This window comes from Roseitalea sp. MMSF_3546 (assembly GCF_030732865.1).
Lineage (GTDB): Bacteria > Pseudomonadota > Alphaproteobacteria > Rhizobiales > Rhizobiaceae > Roseitalea.
Genome location: NZ_JASHKB010000001.1, coordinates 1 through 15,081, shown reverse-complemented (window position 1 = coordinate 15,081; position 15,081 = coordinate 1). Strand labels below are relative to the sequence as shown.

General features: G+C 66.9%; 11 protein-coding genes. All 11 read left to right on the top strand.

Annotation, left to right across the window (positions count from 1 at the left end; genetic code table 11):
- The first annotated feature begins 107 nt into the window (after window positions 1-107).
- Entirely contained in the window at window positions 108-1,217 is a 1,110-nt protein-coding gene (gcvT, locus tag RBB34_RS00055; RefSeq protein ID WP_306117135.1) for a glycine cleavage system aminomethyltransferase GcvT, read from the top strand.
- A 15-nt stretch (window positions 1,218-1,232) separates the two neighbouring features.
- Entirely contained in the window at window positions 1,233-1,592 is a 360-nt protein-coding gene (gene gcvH / locus RBB34_RS00050) for a glycine cleavage system protein GcvH (RefSeq protein WP_306117134.1), read from the top strand.
- 28 nt (window positions 1,593-1,620) lie between these two features.
- Window positions 1,621-4,464 (top strand): aminomethyl-transferring glycine dehydrogenase, encoded by a 2,844-nt coding sequence (gene gcvP / locus RBB34_RS00045; protein ID WP_306117133.1) that lies wholly within the window; start codon window positions 1,621-1,623, stop codon window positions 4,462-4,464.
- Window positions 4,465-4,619: 155 nt separating this feature from the next.
- Window positions 4,620-5,891 carry a cyclopropane-fatty-acyl-phospholipid synthase family protein gene (locus RBB34_RS00040; protein ID WP_306117132.1) on the top strand — a complete coding sequence of 424 codons (1,272 nt, stop codon included), beginning with the start codon at window positions 4,620-4,622 and terminating at the stop codon, window positions 5,889-5,891.
- Window positions 5,892-5,954: 63 nt separating this feature from the next.
- Window positions 5,955-6,899, top strand: a complete 945-nt coding sequence (locus RBB34_RS00035; protein WP_306117131.1) for an acetamidase/formamidase family protein — start codon at window positions 5,955-5,957, stop codon at window positions 6,897-6,899.
- Window positions 6,900-7,029: 130 nt separating this feature from the next.
- Window positions 7,030-7,524, top strand: a complete 495-nt coding sequence (locus RBB34_RS00030; RefSeq protein ID WP_306117130.1) for a TRAP transporter small permease subunit — start codon at window positions 7,030-7,032, stop codon at window positions 7,522-7,524.
- Entirely contained in the window at window positions 7,514-9,106 is a 1,593-nt protein-coding gene (locus RBB34_RS00025; RefSeq protein ID WP_306117129.1) for a TRAP transporter large permease subunit, read from the top strand. Before RBB34_RS00030 ends, RBB34_RS00025 begins: the two co-directional genes overlap by 11 nt.
- Window positions 9,107-9,135: 29 nt before the next feature.
- Window positions 9,136-10,200, top strand: a complete 1,065-nt coding sequence (locus RBB34_RS00020; protein WP_306117128.1) for a TRAP transporter substrate-binding protein — start codon at window positions 9,136-9,138, stop codon at window positions 10,198-10,200.
- A 185-nt stretch (window positions 10,201-10,385) separates the two neighbouring features.
- On the top strand, window positions 10,386-11,240 hold the full coding sequence (locus RBB34_RS00015) for a hypothetical protein (RefSeq protein WP_306117127.1): 855 nt from the start codon (window positions 10,386-10,388) through the stop codon (window positions 11,238-11,240).
- A gap of 1,656 nt (window positions 11,241-12,896) precedes the next feature.
- Window positions 12,897-14,465 (top strand): signal recognition particle protein, encoded by a 1,569-nt coding sequence (gene ffh, locus RBB34_RS00010; protein WP_306117126.1) that lies wholly within the window; start codon window positions 12,897-12,899, stop codon window positions 14,463-14,465.
- Window positions 14,465-15,013: a GNAT family N-acetyltransferase gene (locus RBB34_RS00005; protein ID WP_306117125.1), complete on the top strand. Its 549-nt coding sequence runs from the start codon at window positions 14,465-14,467 to the stop codon at window positions 15,011-15,013. The genes ffh and RBB34_RS00005 overlap by 1 nt, the downstream gene beginning before the upstream one ends.
- Window positions 15,014-15,081: the final 68 nt, after the last annotated feature.

Genomic DNA, 15,081 nt, shown 5'->3' with positions numbered 1-15,081 from the left:
GGGATAACGATCTCAGGCAAGAGGACAGAGAGGGCATCGTCGGACGCCATCGCCGCGTCCTTGGGATGATGCCGGCCATCCGATCCGGCACGATCACGGGAAAGTGCATGCCGGAACTCGAACGCACCATACTTGACGCGCTTCACCGGGACCTCGGTGCCAGGATGGTGCCATTCGCCGGCTACGAGATGCCCGTTCAATACGCCGCCGGCGTGATGAAGGAACATCTGCATACGCGCGCCAGGGCCGGCCTTTTCGATGTCAGCCACATGGGCCAGGTCATCCTGCGCGGCGACGATGCCGCAAAGGCGCTGGAGACGCTGGTTCCGGCCGACATTTGCGGGCTCAAGCCGGGCCGGCAGCGCTATGGCGTCTTCACCAATGCCGAGGGCGGGATCGTCGACGACCTGATGATCGCCCATCGCGGCGACCATCTGTTTGTCGTGGTCAACGCGGCCTGCAAGGCCGGCGACATCGCCCATATGCGCGCCCATCTCGACTGCAGCGTCGAGCCGGTCGAGGACCGGGCGCTGCTGGCACTGCAGGGACCGGACGCCGAGGCGGTGCTCGGCGCGCTGGTCCCGGAAGCGGCCACGATGCGCTTCATGGACGTGCGGACCGCCGACAGCGATTTCGGCGCGCTGTGGATCTCGCGGTCGGGCTATACCGGCGAGGACGGCTACGAGATTTCGGTGCAGAACGGGCGCGCCATTGCGTTCGCGCAGGCTTTGCTCGCCGACGGACGGGTCGCGCCGATCGGGCTTGGCGCGCGCGACAGCCTGCGGCTCGAAGCGGGGCTTTGCCTTTACGGCAACGACATCGACGCGGAGACCACGCCGGTGGAAGCGGCGCTCGAATTCTCGATCGGCAAGGCGCGGCGGACGGGCGGCGCGCGCGCCGGCGGCTTTCCCGGCGCCGAACGCATCCTGCGCGAAATGGAAACCGGCGCCCCACGCCGCCGCGTCGGCCTTTTGCCCGAGGGCCGGGCACCGATGCGCGCCGGCACCTGCCTTTACGAAACAGAGACCGCCGAAACGCCGGTCGGAACCGTCACGTCCGGTGCCTACGGACCGTCCGTCGAACGACCGATCTCGATGGGCTACGTGCCGACGACGATGGCCGCGCCGGGCACCGCGCTGTTCGGCGAGGTGCGTGGCCGGCGCCTGCCGGTGACGGTGGCGGAGCTGCCCTTCCGACCCTCGACCTACAAACGCTAAAAGGGGAACCGAGCGATGAAATTCACCGAAGACCATGAGTGGCTGCGGGCCGAGGGCGACGTGTTCGTCGTCGGCGTCACCGAATACGCGGCCGAACAGCTCGGCGACGTCGTCTTCGTCGAGCTGCCCGAGGAGGGCGTCACGGTCAAGAAGGACGACGAGATCGTCGTCATCGAGAGCGTCAAGGTGGCGTCCGACATCAAGGCGCCGGTCGATGGCACGATCGTTGCCGTCAACGACAAGCTCGGCGACGCACCGGCGCTCGTCAACGAGGATCCGCTCGGCGAGGGCTGGTTCTTCAAGATGCGCATCGACGATCCGGCCGCCATCGAGGGCTTCATGGACGAAGCCGCCTATCGCGAGATGATCGCCTGAACCACGCAGCCAAGCACCGGGAACCGCCATGCCGTTCAGCCTGACCGACTACGAACCCTATGACTTCGCCAATCGGCGCCATATCGGACCGTCGCCGGAAGAGATGGCCGAAATGCTCCGGACCGTGGGGGCCGACAGCCTCGACGCGCTGATCGACGAAACCGTGCCGGACAGCATCCGCCAGTCCGAGCCGCTCGATTTCGGCCCGGCCATGGCCGAGCACGAACTGTTGTGGACGGCCCGGCAGATCGCGCGCAAGAACAAGGTCTTCACCTCGATGATCGGCCAGGGCTATCATGGCACGGTCACGCCGCCGGCGATCCAGCGCAATATCCTGGAGAACCCGGCCTGGTATACGGCCTACACGCCCTATCAGCCCGAGATCAGCCAGGGCCGGCTGGAGGCGCTGCTAAACTACCAGACCATGGTCGCCGACCTGACGGGTCTACCGGTCGCCAATGCCTCGCTGCTCGACGAGGCGACGGCGGCCGCCGAGGCGATGGCGATGGCGCTGCGCACGGCGAAATCGAAGGCGCGGGCCTTCTTCGTCGACGAGAACTGCCATCCGCAGAACATCAATGTCATCAGGACGCGGGCCGAACCGCTGGGTGTCGAAATCATCGTCGGGCCGGCCGAGGCGCTCGAGGCCGGAAAGGTATTCGGCGCGGTGTTTCAGTATCCGGGCACGTACGGCCATCTGCGCGACTTCTCGGCCGAGATCGCCGCATTGCATGCGCAAAAGGCGATCGGCATCGTCGTCGCCGATCCGATGGCGCTGCTGCTGCTCAAGGAGCCCGGCGCCATGGGCGCCGATATCGCGGTCGGCTCGACCCAGCGCTTCGGCGTGCCGATGGGGTTCGGCGGACCGCACGCGGCCTATATCGCATGCACGGACGCGCTCAAGCGCGCCATGCCCGGGCGCATCGTCGGCGTATCGGTCGACACCCATGGCAACAAGGCCTACCGGCTGTCGCTGCAGACGCGCGAGCAGCATATCCGGCGCGAAAAGGCGACATCCAATGTCTGCACCGCGCAGGCGCTGCTGGCGGTGATGGCGAGCTTTTATGCCGTCTTTCACGGGCCCAAGGGCCTCAAAGCGATCGCCCAGCGCATCAATCGGCGCACCGCGCTGGTCGCCGACACGCTGCGCGCGGCCGGCTTTGCCATCGAGCAGGAGACCTTCTTCGACACCATCACCATCGATGTCGGCGCCATGCAGCCGGTCATCCTGCGCGCCGCACAGGACCGGCGCATCAATCTGCGCCGGATCGGCAATACCCGGATCGGCATCACGCTCGACGAGACGACGCGACCGGAAACCATCGACCGGCTGCTGGAAGCCTTCGGCCTGCCCGGCGCCGATTTCGAGGCCGCCGAGGCGATCCGCCTGCCGGCCGACCTGTTGCGCCAGAGCGAGTACCTGACCCATCCGGTGTTCCACATGAACCGCGCCGAGACCGAGATGATGCGCTACATGCGCCGGCTCGCCGACCGGGACCTGGCGCTCGACCGGGCGATGATCCCGCTGGGTTCGTGCACGATGAAGCTGAACGCGGCGGCGGAGATGATGCCGATCACCTGGCCCGAATTCTCGGCCATCCACCCGCACGCGCCGGCCGACCAGACCGAGGGGTATCGCAAGCTGATCGACGATCTGTGCGAGAAGCTGTGCGTGATCACCGGCTATGACGCCATGTCCATGCAGCCCAATTCGGGCGCGCAGGGCGAGTATGCCGGCCTCCTGACGATCCGCGCCTGGCATCGCGCCCGCGGCGACACGAACCGCGACATCTGCCTCATCCCGATCTCGGCGCACGGCACCAATCCCGCCTCGGCACAGATGGCGGCCATGAAGGTGGTCGTGGTTGCGGCGCGCGACAATGGCGACATCGATGTCGACGATTTCCGCGCCAAGGCGGCCGAGGCCGGCGACCGGCTGGCTGCCTGCATGATCACCTATCCGTCGACGCACGGCGTCTTCGAGGAGACGGTGCGCGAGGTGTGCGCGATCACGCACGAGCATGGCGGGCAGGTCTATCTGGACGGCGCGAACCTGAATGCCATGGTCGGCCTGTCCAGGCCCGGCGAGATCGGCGCCGATGTGAGCCATCTCAACCTGCACAAGACCTTCTGCATCCCCCATGGCGGCGGCGGGCCGGGCATGGGGCCGATCGGCGTCAAGGCGCATCTGGCGCCCTTCCTGCCGGGCGATCCGCTGGCCGGAGACGGGGCGGTGAGCGCGGCGGCGCACGGGTCGGCGTCGATCCTGCCGATCTCCTGGGCCTACATCATGATGATGGGCGGCGACGGACTGACACAGGCGACAAAGGTGGCGATCCTGAACGCCAACTACATCGCCAGGCGGCTCGAGGGCGCTTATGACGTGCTGTTTGCCGGACGCAACGGGCGCATCGCCCATGAGTGCATCATCGACACGCGCCCGTTTGCGGCGAGCGCCGACATTTCCGTCGACGACATCGCCAAGCGCCTCATCGACAATGGCTTCCATGCGCCGACCATGAGCTGGCCGGTCGCCGGCACGCTGATGATCGAGCCGACCGAAAGCGAGACCAAGGCCGAACTCGACCGTTTCTGCACGGCGATGCTGGCGATCCGCGAGGAAATCGCGGCGATCGAGCGCGGCGACATGGACCGGGACAACAATCCGCTCAGACGCGCGCCACACACCACCGCCGATCTGATCGCCGAGTGGGATCGGCCGTACGGCCGGCAGGAGGGCTGTTTCCCCGCCGGTGCTTTCGATGTCGACAAGTACTGGCCGCCGGTCGGTCGCATCGACAATGCCTATGGCGACCGCAATCTGGTGTGCACCTGCCCGCCCATCGCCGAATACCGGGAGGCCGCCGAGTAGCTGGTCCGCGCGCCCGCGGGCCGTGCAACCGTGGGTGCGCTGCCGGCACTCCTGCACGTGCCGTCTCGCAATGGCGCTTTCGAAGTGCCGGAAATTGCACTATAATCGACGGTCGAACTCCGAAGAGATCAGGCGGACTCGGAAGGGGAACGACCATGGCAGTCTTCAGCCGGCAACTTGACCGATTCCTGACGCAGCATATCCGGCAGGGGCGTATCGACGTCCAGTATCCCGACGGGCGAACCGTCACCTATGGCGAGGAGCTCGCCGAGCCGGTCGGGCTGCGGCTGAGCGAGGAGAAGTGGATCGGGCGCATCCTGCGCAATCCGGAACTGCGCTTTGGCGAAGCCTATATGGAAGGCGCGCTGATGCCGCAGGCGCGCACCATCCACGATCTGCTCGATACGCTGTGGTCGAACCTTTACGGCGACGACCCCGATGCCGGCGGGCCGTCGGGGCTTGCGGTGCAGGCGCTGCGCGCCGTCCAGCGCGCCAATTCGCCGGCGCGGGCCCGGCAGAACGTCGCCCATCACTACGATCTGGGCGACGATCTCTACCGCCTGTTCCTGGACGAGGACATGCAGTATTCCTGCGCCTATTTCGCCGAGCCGGGCATGACGCTCGACGAGGCACAGGCCGCCAAGCGGGCCCATATCGCACGCAAGCTGGTGCTCGAGCCGGATCAGCGCGTGCTCGATATCGGCTCGGGCTGGGGCGGCATGGCGATGGAGCTGGCGCGGCGCGGGGCCACCGACGTTCTGGGCGTCACGTTGTCGTCGGAACAGCTCGCCACGGCGCGGCGCCGGGCCGAACAGGCCGGCCTGGCCGATCGCGTGCGCTTCGAGTTGACCGACTATCGCGATCTCGACCGGCAGTTCGACCGCATCGTCTCGGTGGGCATGTTCGAACATGTCGGCACGCGCCACTACAAGGAGTATTTCGACAAGGTCGCGCGGCTTCTGTCGAAGGACGGCGTCGCGCTGATCCATACGATCGGGCGCACCGGGCGTCCGGGCGTGACCAATCCGTGGATCGCCAAATACATCTTTCCGGGCGGCTACATTCCCGCGCTGTCGGAGATCGCTCCGCATGTGGAGGCGGCGGGCCTGTTCCTGACCGACCTCGAAGTGTTGCGGCTGCATTATGCCGAAACGCTCAAGGCCTGGCGCGAGCGGTTCCTGGCCAATGCCGACAAGGCGGCAGCGCTGCATGACGAGCGTTTCGTGCGCATGTGGGACTTCTATCTGGCGACCAGCGAACTGTCGTTCCGTTACGGCACGCATGTCGTCTTCCAGCTGCAGCTCGCCCGGCGCCAGGACGCGGTGCCGCTGACGCGCGACTATCTGCACGCGCCCGCCGAAACCGCCTCGCGCCGGCGCCGGCGCGCGCCGCGGCCGGCGGCGCTGCAGGACACCGAGAAGGGATAGCCGGCCCGGCTCGCGCCGGCGGCGGGTCGACAGCGGCGGTCGCGGCCCATAGGGTTGCGTGCCATGGCCGCGCCCTTCAAGCACACGATCCACGACGCGCACCATCACTTCGGCTGGGATCATGCGATCGCGCCGGCGGCCAAGGTGGCGCCCGGCGACCGCATCGAACTTGAATGCATCGACGCCTCGGCGGGCCAGATCACCGCCGCAAGCACGGTCGCCGACGTGACCGCCATGGACTCGGCGAAGGTCAATCCGGTAACCGGGCCGATCGAAGTGGACGGGGCCGAGCCGGGCGATATCCTGAGGATCGAGATCGAGGGTTTCGCGCCGTCCGGCTTCGGCTGGACGGCCAATATCCCCGGCTTCGGGCTGCTGGCGGATCAGTTCCGCGATCCGCATCTGAAGATCTGGGATTATGCGGCGGACACGCTGGCGCCGGCCCTGTTCAGCGAGATGGCGCGCGTGCCGCTCAAGCCCTTCATCGGAACGATCGGACTGGCGCCGGCCGAGCCGGGCCGCCATTCGATCATCCCGCCGCGGCGCATGGGCGGCAACATGGATGCGCGCGATCTGGCCGCCGGCACCACGCTCTACCTGCCGGTCGAGGTCGCCGGCGCGCTATTGTCGGTCGGCGATACCCACGCCGCCCAGGGCGATGGCGAGGTCTGCGGCACGGCGATCGAAAGCCCGATGACGGTCGCCCTCAAGCTCGATCTGATCAAGCAGCGCCCGCTTGCCTTTCCGCGCTTTTCGACGCCCGGGCCGGTGAGCCGGCATCTCGACGCCAGGGGCTACGAGGCGACGATGGGCATCGGCCCGGACCTGATGGGGTGCGCGCGCGATGCGGTCGCCGGGATGATCGACCATCTGGGCGCGCTGCACGGCCTTGCTGCCGAGGACGCCTATCTGCTTTGCTCGGTCTGCGGCGATCTGCGGATCTCGGAAATCGTCGACCAGCCAAACTGGGTTGTCTCGCTCTACTTTCCGCGCATCGTGTTCGACTAGCCGCCTGCCGGCCCGATGACGCTTGCGGCGCGCCGAGGCGCTGGCGTAGCGTGGTGCCGGGAGGAGCGTCGATGCTATTCAGCGACAAACGGGGCGGTGCGCGCGTCCGCGCCGAAGCGGAGCGCGCCGGGTGAGGGTCGGTTTCCTGCGGTTTGCCGACGGCTTGCACCGGCTTTCGAAATGGCTGTGCATCGCCTGCCTGGCGGTCGTCTTCGGCGGCATGATGACCGTGGTGCTGCTGCGCTATGGGCTCGGCGTCGGCTTCATCGAGCTGCAGGATCTGGTGACCTACGCGTTCGGGTTCCTGGTCACCTTCGCCATGCCCGTGGCGATGCGCCTTGACAAGCATGTGCGCGTCGACGTGCTGCGCGCGTCCTGGCCCGCCGCGCGCAACCGGCGGGTCGATGCGGCGGGTTTCGTGCTGCTGCTCGTGCCGGTCTTCGGGCTGCTGCTGTGGCATTCGGGCCAGCCGGTGGGTTATGCGTGGCAGATCCTCGAAGGCTCGCGCGAAACCGGAGGGCTGCCGGGCCTGTTCCTGGTCAAGACGGCGGTTCCGGTCACGGCGGCGCTGATGATCGTGCAGGGGGCGGCGCTGCTGCTGGGAGCGCGAACCGATGAGCGCTGACGCGTTGTGGATCATCGCCATGACGGTGGCGCTGCTGGGCGGCATCCTGTCGGGTCTGCCGGTCATCGTCGTGATCTCCGGGGTGCCGCTATTGTTCGCGCTGGTCGCCGGCGCGTTCGCCCAGTTCGACCTGGTCCTGTTGCAGGCGATCCCGCTGCGCGTCTTCGGCATCATGGAAAACGCCCTGCTCATCGCCGTGCCGCTGTTCGTGCTCGTCGGCGTCCTGCTCGAGCGTTCCCGGCAGGCCGAGCGCATGCTGGCCTCGATCAGCCGGTTTCTCGGCGGCGCGCCGGGCGCCCTCGTCGCCGCTGTGCTGGTGATCAGCACGCTGGTCGCCGCCTCGACCGGGGTGATCGGCGCGACCGTCATCATGCTCGGCATGATCGCGCTGCCGGCGCTGCTGAACGCCGGCGTCGACGACAAGACGGCCAGCGGGCTCGTCTGCGCCAGCGGTACGCTGGGGCAGATCATCCCGCCATCGATCGTGCTGATCCTGCTCGGCGATCAGGTCTCCAACGCCTATATCGAGGCGCAGCAGGCGGCGGGCAATTTCGCGCCCGATCCGGTCACCGTGGGCGATCTGTTCGCCGGCGCGCTGGTCCCCGGCCTGTGCCTTGTGGTGCTCTACGGGCTGTATGCGATCGTGCGCGTGACGTTCTTCGGCGCGCGCGCCGTGCCCCGCCCGCAGCCGCTGTCGGCGTCGGTGCCGACCGGTTCGCCCGTGGCGCTGGCCGACGGGCTGTGGCGCATCGCCGTGGACGCGCTGCCGACGCTGGCCCTGATCGTCGCGGTGCTCGGCTCGATCCTGGTGGGCATCGCGACGCCGACCGAGGCGGCCGCGGTGGGCGTCGCCGGCACGCTTCTGATCGCCGCCTCGGCCAACGACCGGCGCCTGCGCCTGCCGGGACTGCTGACGGCCGGCTGCGCGCTGTGCCTTTTCGCCGTCACCCGCTTCGGGCTGATCGATGTCGCCTTTGCCACCGGCGCGCTGAGCCTGACGCCGGCGACGATCTTCGTGCTGGCGCTGATCGTCGCGGTCGGCATCGGGCTCGGCATGGCCGCCGTCAGCCTGGTGCGCGGCGGCGTGCTCGTGCCGGCGCTGTTCGAGACGCTGATCATCACCGGCATGATCTTCGGCATCATCGTGGCCGCCAGCATCCTGGCGCTGATCTTTCGCGGGTTCGAGGGCGACCGGCTGGTCGCCGACTTCCTGACGTCGATCCCCGGCGGGGTGATCGGCATGCTGGTGCTGACCATGGCGGTGATCTTCGTTCTGGGGTTCATCCTCGAATTCGTCGAGATCATCTTCATCGTCATTCCGATCGTCGGCCCGGTGATCCTGCAGACGGGCATCGATCCGGTGTGGTTCGCCGTGCTCGTCGCGCTCAATCTGCAGACCTCGTTTCTGACGCCGCCCTTCGGCTTCGCGCTGTTCTATTTCCGCTCGGTCGCGCCAAGGCACATCTCGACGGGACGGATCTTCCGTGCTGTGATCCCCTTCATCGCCATCCAGCTGGTCGTGCTCGGCATGGTGGCCGCCTATCCGCCGCTCGCCACCTGGCTGCCCGAAGCACTGTTCTGAAACCCAAGATCCATCAAGGAGGAGACCCCATGAAAAGACGCAATTTCCTAAAGGCGAGCGCCGTGGCCGCGCCCGCCGCCGCGCTGGCCACGCCCGCCATCGCCCAGGGCAAGATCGAGTGGAATCTGCCAACATCGTTTCCGGCCCAGGCGCCGGGCGTGGGTACCAATGTGACCACATTCGCGGCGCGCGTCGCCGCCCTGTCGGACGGGCAGATGACGCTGAAGGTGTTCTCGGCCGGCGAACTGGTGCCGCCCTTCGGCGTGGAGGACGCCGTTCAGGGCGGGACCGCGCCGATCGGCCATTCCACCCCCTATTACGCCGCCTCCAAGAACAGCGCGCTGCACTTCTTTTCGGCGGTTCCGTTCGGCATGACCGCGGTCGAGCATGACGGCTGGCTGCGCCATGGCGGCGGCAACGAGCTTTGGCGCGAGATCTATGCCGAGCGCGGCCTTTATCCGCTCTATTCGGGCAATTCGGGCACGCAGGCCGCCGGCTGGTTCAAGAATCCGATCAATTCGGTCGATGACCTGGCCGGGTTGAACATGCGCATTGCCGGGCTCGGCGGCGAGGCGATGCGCAAGCTCGGCGTCAATGCGGTGCTGACCCCGCCGCCGGAGATCTTCCCGGCCTTCCAGTCGGGCGCCATCGATGCCGCCGAGTGGGTCGGTCCGCTGCTCGACCAGGCCTTCGGCCTGAACAAGGTGGCGTCCTATTGCTACGTTCCAGCCTTCCATGAGCCCTCGGCCGGTCTTGAGATCGTCGTCAACAAGGACGCTTTCGACGAACTGCCCGCCCGGATGCAGGCGATCCTGACCAATGCGGCCGAGGCGGCGTCGGCCGAGACGCTGGCCCAGTTCGACTATTTCAACGCCCAGGCCATGCAGCAGCTCAAGGAGGCCGGCGTCACCTTCGACCAGTTCCCCGAAGACGTGATCGCGGCGCTCAAGACCGCCGTCGCCGAGGTGATGGACGAGAACTCGCAGGCCAACGAGGACTTCGCCCGCGTGCGCGAGAGCTATGAGGCGTTCCTGACGCTGGCGCGCGAGTATGCGAGTGCCGTCAAGGTGCCCACCTTCACGCAGCGCGCCTGAACGCTCGAGCGCTGCGGCTGGCGCCGCGCTGCGTGGCGGCGCCGACCTGCGGCCGCGCAATGGTCCGCCGGGGCGATTGCCGCGCTGTCGGCCCACCGGCCTTGCGGCGATCGGCCCGTCCGCAACCGTTTGTTAACCATGATCGGGGCATCGTGACCCCCATTCTTCGACAGATGGGGGACGCGATGCGGACGATTTCGAGCGCCATTTGCCTGGCCGGGGCGATGACGGGCCTTGCCGTATCGGCGGCCCTCGCCGACGGCCATGGCGGTTTCTACGACCCCGTCGAGGACATGGGCGTTGTCGGCAATATCGAGGCCTCCTACCGGGCGAGCGATATCGAGGACATCGATCCGCGAGCCAATTTCTGGGCGTTGCGCGGCACGCTGAACCTGCGCGATGGCGGCTATCCGCAGGTGCAGATCGATGTCGGCTACGAGCGCGCGAGGCTGGACGATCTGAACGTGGACGCACTGGACGGGGCCGTGCATCTTTACCAATACGCCACGCCGAACATCGCCTATGGCGCGTTCATCCAGGGCGCGCGGTTCACCACCAATCTGTTCGACCTGCTCGGCATGCCGGACGAAGACGACAGCGCGACCGACGTCGTCGGCGGCCTGCAGGTCGCGTATCTGGGCGACCTTGGCACGGTCTACGGCCAGGTCGGCTATGGCGTGGCCGAATATGACGGCGATTCCTACGAGCGTTACGCCGCCAAGGCGGGCGTGCGCGCCTATGCGACCGACAATTTCCGCTTCGATGTGGAAGGCGCGTTCAACCGCCTGGACGGCGATGACTGGGGCGTCAACGCCTATACGCTCGCCGCGCAGGGCAATTATCGCATCCGGAGTTCGCCCGTGTCGGTCTTCGCGCGCTACGAATATGACCGCTTCACCTATGACGAATCGGATGTGCAACTGGGCGATCTGGACGTGCAGACCATCTCGGCTGGCGTGAAGATGCATTTCGGCTCCACGAGCCTGCGCGAGGAGGAGCGCAACGGACCGCAATGGTCGGCCAACCGCGCCTACTACTGAGCGGCCATCGGGGCGGTGGCCGGTCGCGCCTGACCGGGCGTCTTGACACCAGCCGGCCTTTCCCCCATAGCGCCCGCAAATCTGGACGAGCTTGATACCGAGCCGCCGACCGGGACACGTCACAGGCGTCGATCCCGGAGGTCACCACCCGACAGCGCGATGCGCCCTCGGGTGCGCTTCGGCTTTGGCGCTCCCCCACCCTGAGTGTGAACATCGCGAGCCTAAAATGGCGCGAGGCAGCTCTCAGCGCCTTTGCCAGGTGCCGCTGCTGCCATTTAGGCACGAGAGCCCGCCCCCGGCCTCAACCGTGCAGGTAGTGTTCGGCCCCCGAAAGGTCAGCGATGTCGAGGTATGTTCGACGACGGGCGCGGGACCGAAGGTGTTGGTAACGGCACGGTAGGTGTGCAAGAAGCGGCCCTTGCCCTGACTGCCTTGTCTCGTGCTCGCGGGACCTTCGGTGGACTCGAGAATGGATACCTCACCGTCGGCAAACAAAAGCGCGGATTGGGCACTCGTCTGCGCGACCACCTTTGGCGCCTCATTGGCGGTTGACGTGCATGCGGTAAACGCAACCAACACGCCAACTGCAGAGAGACATGTCGTGGTCGATCTCAACATGGCCCATCCCGTCCAGACGCAATGAAGATGTAACTGGCAACATTGCAGACTGTCAATTGGCCGGTTGCCAGTCATCGTCCGCAGGCCGTCCGGCATCTCGCCTGACCGGGCGTCTTGACACCAGCCGGCCTTTCCCCCATAGCGCCCGCAAATCTGGACGAGCTTGATACCGAGCCGCCGACCGGGACACGTCACAGGCGTCGATCCCGGAGGTCACCACCCGACAGCGCGATGCGCCCTCGGGTGCGCTTCGGCTTTGGCGCTCCCCCACCCTGAGTGTGAACATCGCGAGCCTAAAATGGCGCGAGGCAGCTCTCAGCGCCTTTGCCAGGTGCCGCTGCTGCCATTTAGGCACGAGAGCCCGCCCCCGGCCTCAACCGTGCAGGTAGTGTTCGGCCCCCGAAAGGTCAGCGATGTCGAGGTATGTTCGACGACGGGCGCGGGACCGAAGGTGTTGGTAACGGCACGGTAGGTGTGCAAGAAGCGGCCCTTGCCCTGACTGCCTTGTCTCGTGCTCGCGGGACCTTCGGTGGACTCGAGAATGGATACCTCACCGTCGGCAAACAAAAGCGCGGATTGGGCACTCGTCTGCGCGACCACCTTTGGCGCCTCATTGGCGGTTGACGTGCATGCGGTAAACGCAACCAACACGCCAACTGCAGAGAGACATGTCGTGGTCGATCTCAACATGGCCCATCCCGTCCAGACGCAATGAAGATGTAACTGGCAACATTGCAGACTGTCAATTGGCCGGTTGCCAGTCATCGTCCGCAGGCCGTCCGGCATCTCGCCTGACCGGGCGTCTTGACACCGGCCGGCCTTTCCCCCATAGCGCCCGCAAATCTGGACGAGCTTGACACCGAGCCGCCGACCGGGACACGTCACAGGCGTCGGTCCCGGAGGTCACCACCCGACAGCGCGATGCGCCCTCGGGTGCGCTTCGGCTTTGGCGTTTGGGATTTCGCCCGTCGATGATTATCTCGGGGACATGGGCCGGACGGCGTGGTCCGGCAATGTGAAACCGGCTTTGGGATTGTCATGTTTGAATCGCTTCAGGATCGCCTGGGTTCGATATTCGGCTCGCTGACCGGGCGCGGCGCACTGTCGGAGAAGGATGTCTCCGCGGCGCTGCGCGAGGTGCGCCGCGCGCTGATCGAGGCGGACGTGTCGCTGGAGGTGGTGCGCGGCTTCGTCGAGCGCGTGCGCGAAAAGGCGGTCGGCGCCGAGGTCCTCAAATCGGTCAAGCCCGGCCAGATGGTCGTCAAGATCGTCCATGACGAATTGGTCGAAACGCTCGGCTCGGAGGCCGAGACCATCGATCTGAACGCGCCCGCGCCGGTCGTGATCATGATGGTCGGCCTTCAGGGCTCGGGCAAGACGACGACGACCGGCAAGATCGCCAGGCGGCTGGCCGAGCGCGACAAGAAGAAGGTGCTGATGGCCTCGCTCGACACGCGAAGGCCGGCGGCACAGGAGCAGCTCAGGCAGATCGGCGAGCAGACTGGCGTCGCCACCCTGCCGATCATCGCCGGCCAGGGCCCCGTCGAGATCGCCGGCAGAGCGGTGCAGGCGGGCCGGCTCGGCGGCCATGACGTGGTCATTCTCGACACGGCCGGCCGCACCCATATCGACGAACCGCTGATGGTCGAGATGGCCGATGTGCGGCGCGCGGCCAACCCGCACGAGATTTTGCTGGTCGCCGATTCGCTGACCGGCCAGGACGCGGTCAATCTCGCCAAGAGCTTCGACGAACGTGTCGGCATTACCGGTCTGGTCCTGACGCGGATGGATGGCGACGGACGCGGCGGCGCGGCGCTGTCCATGCGCGCGGTCACCGGCAAGCCGGTCAAGCTGATCGGCACCGGCGAGAAGATGGACGCGCTGGAGGAGTTCCATCCCAAGCGCATCGCCGACCGCATTCTGGGCATGGGCGACATCGTCTCCCTGGTCGAAAGGGCGGCCGAGACGATCGACCAGGAAAAGGCCCAGGCCATGGCCAAGAAGATGGCCTCGGGCAAGTTCGACCTGAACGATCTGTCCGACCAGCTTCGCCAGATGCAGAAGATGGGCGGCATGGGCGGCCTGATGGGAATGATGCCCGGCATGGGCAAGATGAAGGACCAGATGGCCGCCGCCGGCATGGACGACAAGATGTTCGGCCGTCAGCTCGCGATCATCTCGTCGATGACGCCGCACGAGCGTGCCCATCCCGAAGTGCTCAAGCACAGCCGCAAGAAGCGCATCGCCGCCGGCTCGGGCACCAATGCCGCCGAGATCAACAAGCTTTTGAAGATGCACCGCCAGATGGCCGACATGATGAAGTCCATGAAGGGCAAGAAGGGCGGCGGCATGATGGGCAAGATGATGGGCGGCATGATGGGCAAGATGGGCATGCGCGGCGGCATGGGCGGGCTTGGCGGCATGCCCGATCCCGCGCAGATGAGCGAAAAGGAGCTCAGGCAGCTCCAGAAGCAGGCCGAACAGATGGGGCTCGGCCCCGGCGGCGGCCTGCCGCCGGGCGGGCTGCCCGGCCTTGGCGGCGGGCCGCGACTGCCGGGCACTGGCGGCCCCTCGCTGCCCGGCCTGCCGAAGGGCCCGAAGAAATGATGTCGACCGTCGTCGAAATCCCCACGCTCGAGACCGGGCGTCTGATCCTACGCGGTTGGCGCCAGGCTGATGTCGACCCGATGGCCGCCATGTTTGCGGATGAAGCCGCCACGCGCTTTGCGGGCGGTACGCATGACCGCGACGGCGCCTGGCGGCAGATGGCCGCCTATGCCGGTCACTGGGCGCTCAGGGGATGGGGGCCGTTCGCGGTGACGCTCAAGCAGGACGGCAAGACGATCGGCTATTGCGGCCCGTGGGATCCCGAAGGCAAGGCGGACGAGCCCGAGATCACCTATGGGCTGGCGACGGCGTATCATGGCAGGGGTTATGCCACCGAGGCGGTCCGCGCCGCGCTGGGCTTCGCCCATGAAACGCTTGGCTGGCGCACCGCGGTCAGCTTCATCGACAGGGACAATCACGCCTCACTCGGTGTCGCCCGCAAGCTGGGCGCGCGCCGCGATGGCGAGACGCTGCTCTATGGCTCGGTGGCCGTCGAGATCTGGCGTTATCCGGACGCCGAGGCATCGGGCGCGGAGACGGCAGCCTAATGTTTGAGTCAAGCAGCATTTTTGAAGTTTGTCGCGTAGGGCGTCCGGTTGCTGACGATGGCCCAAAG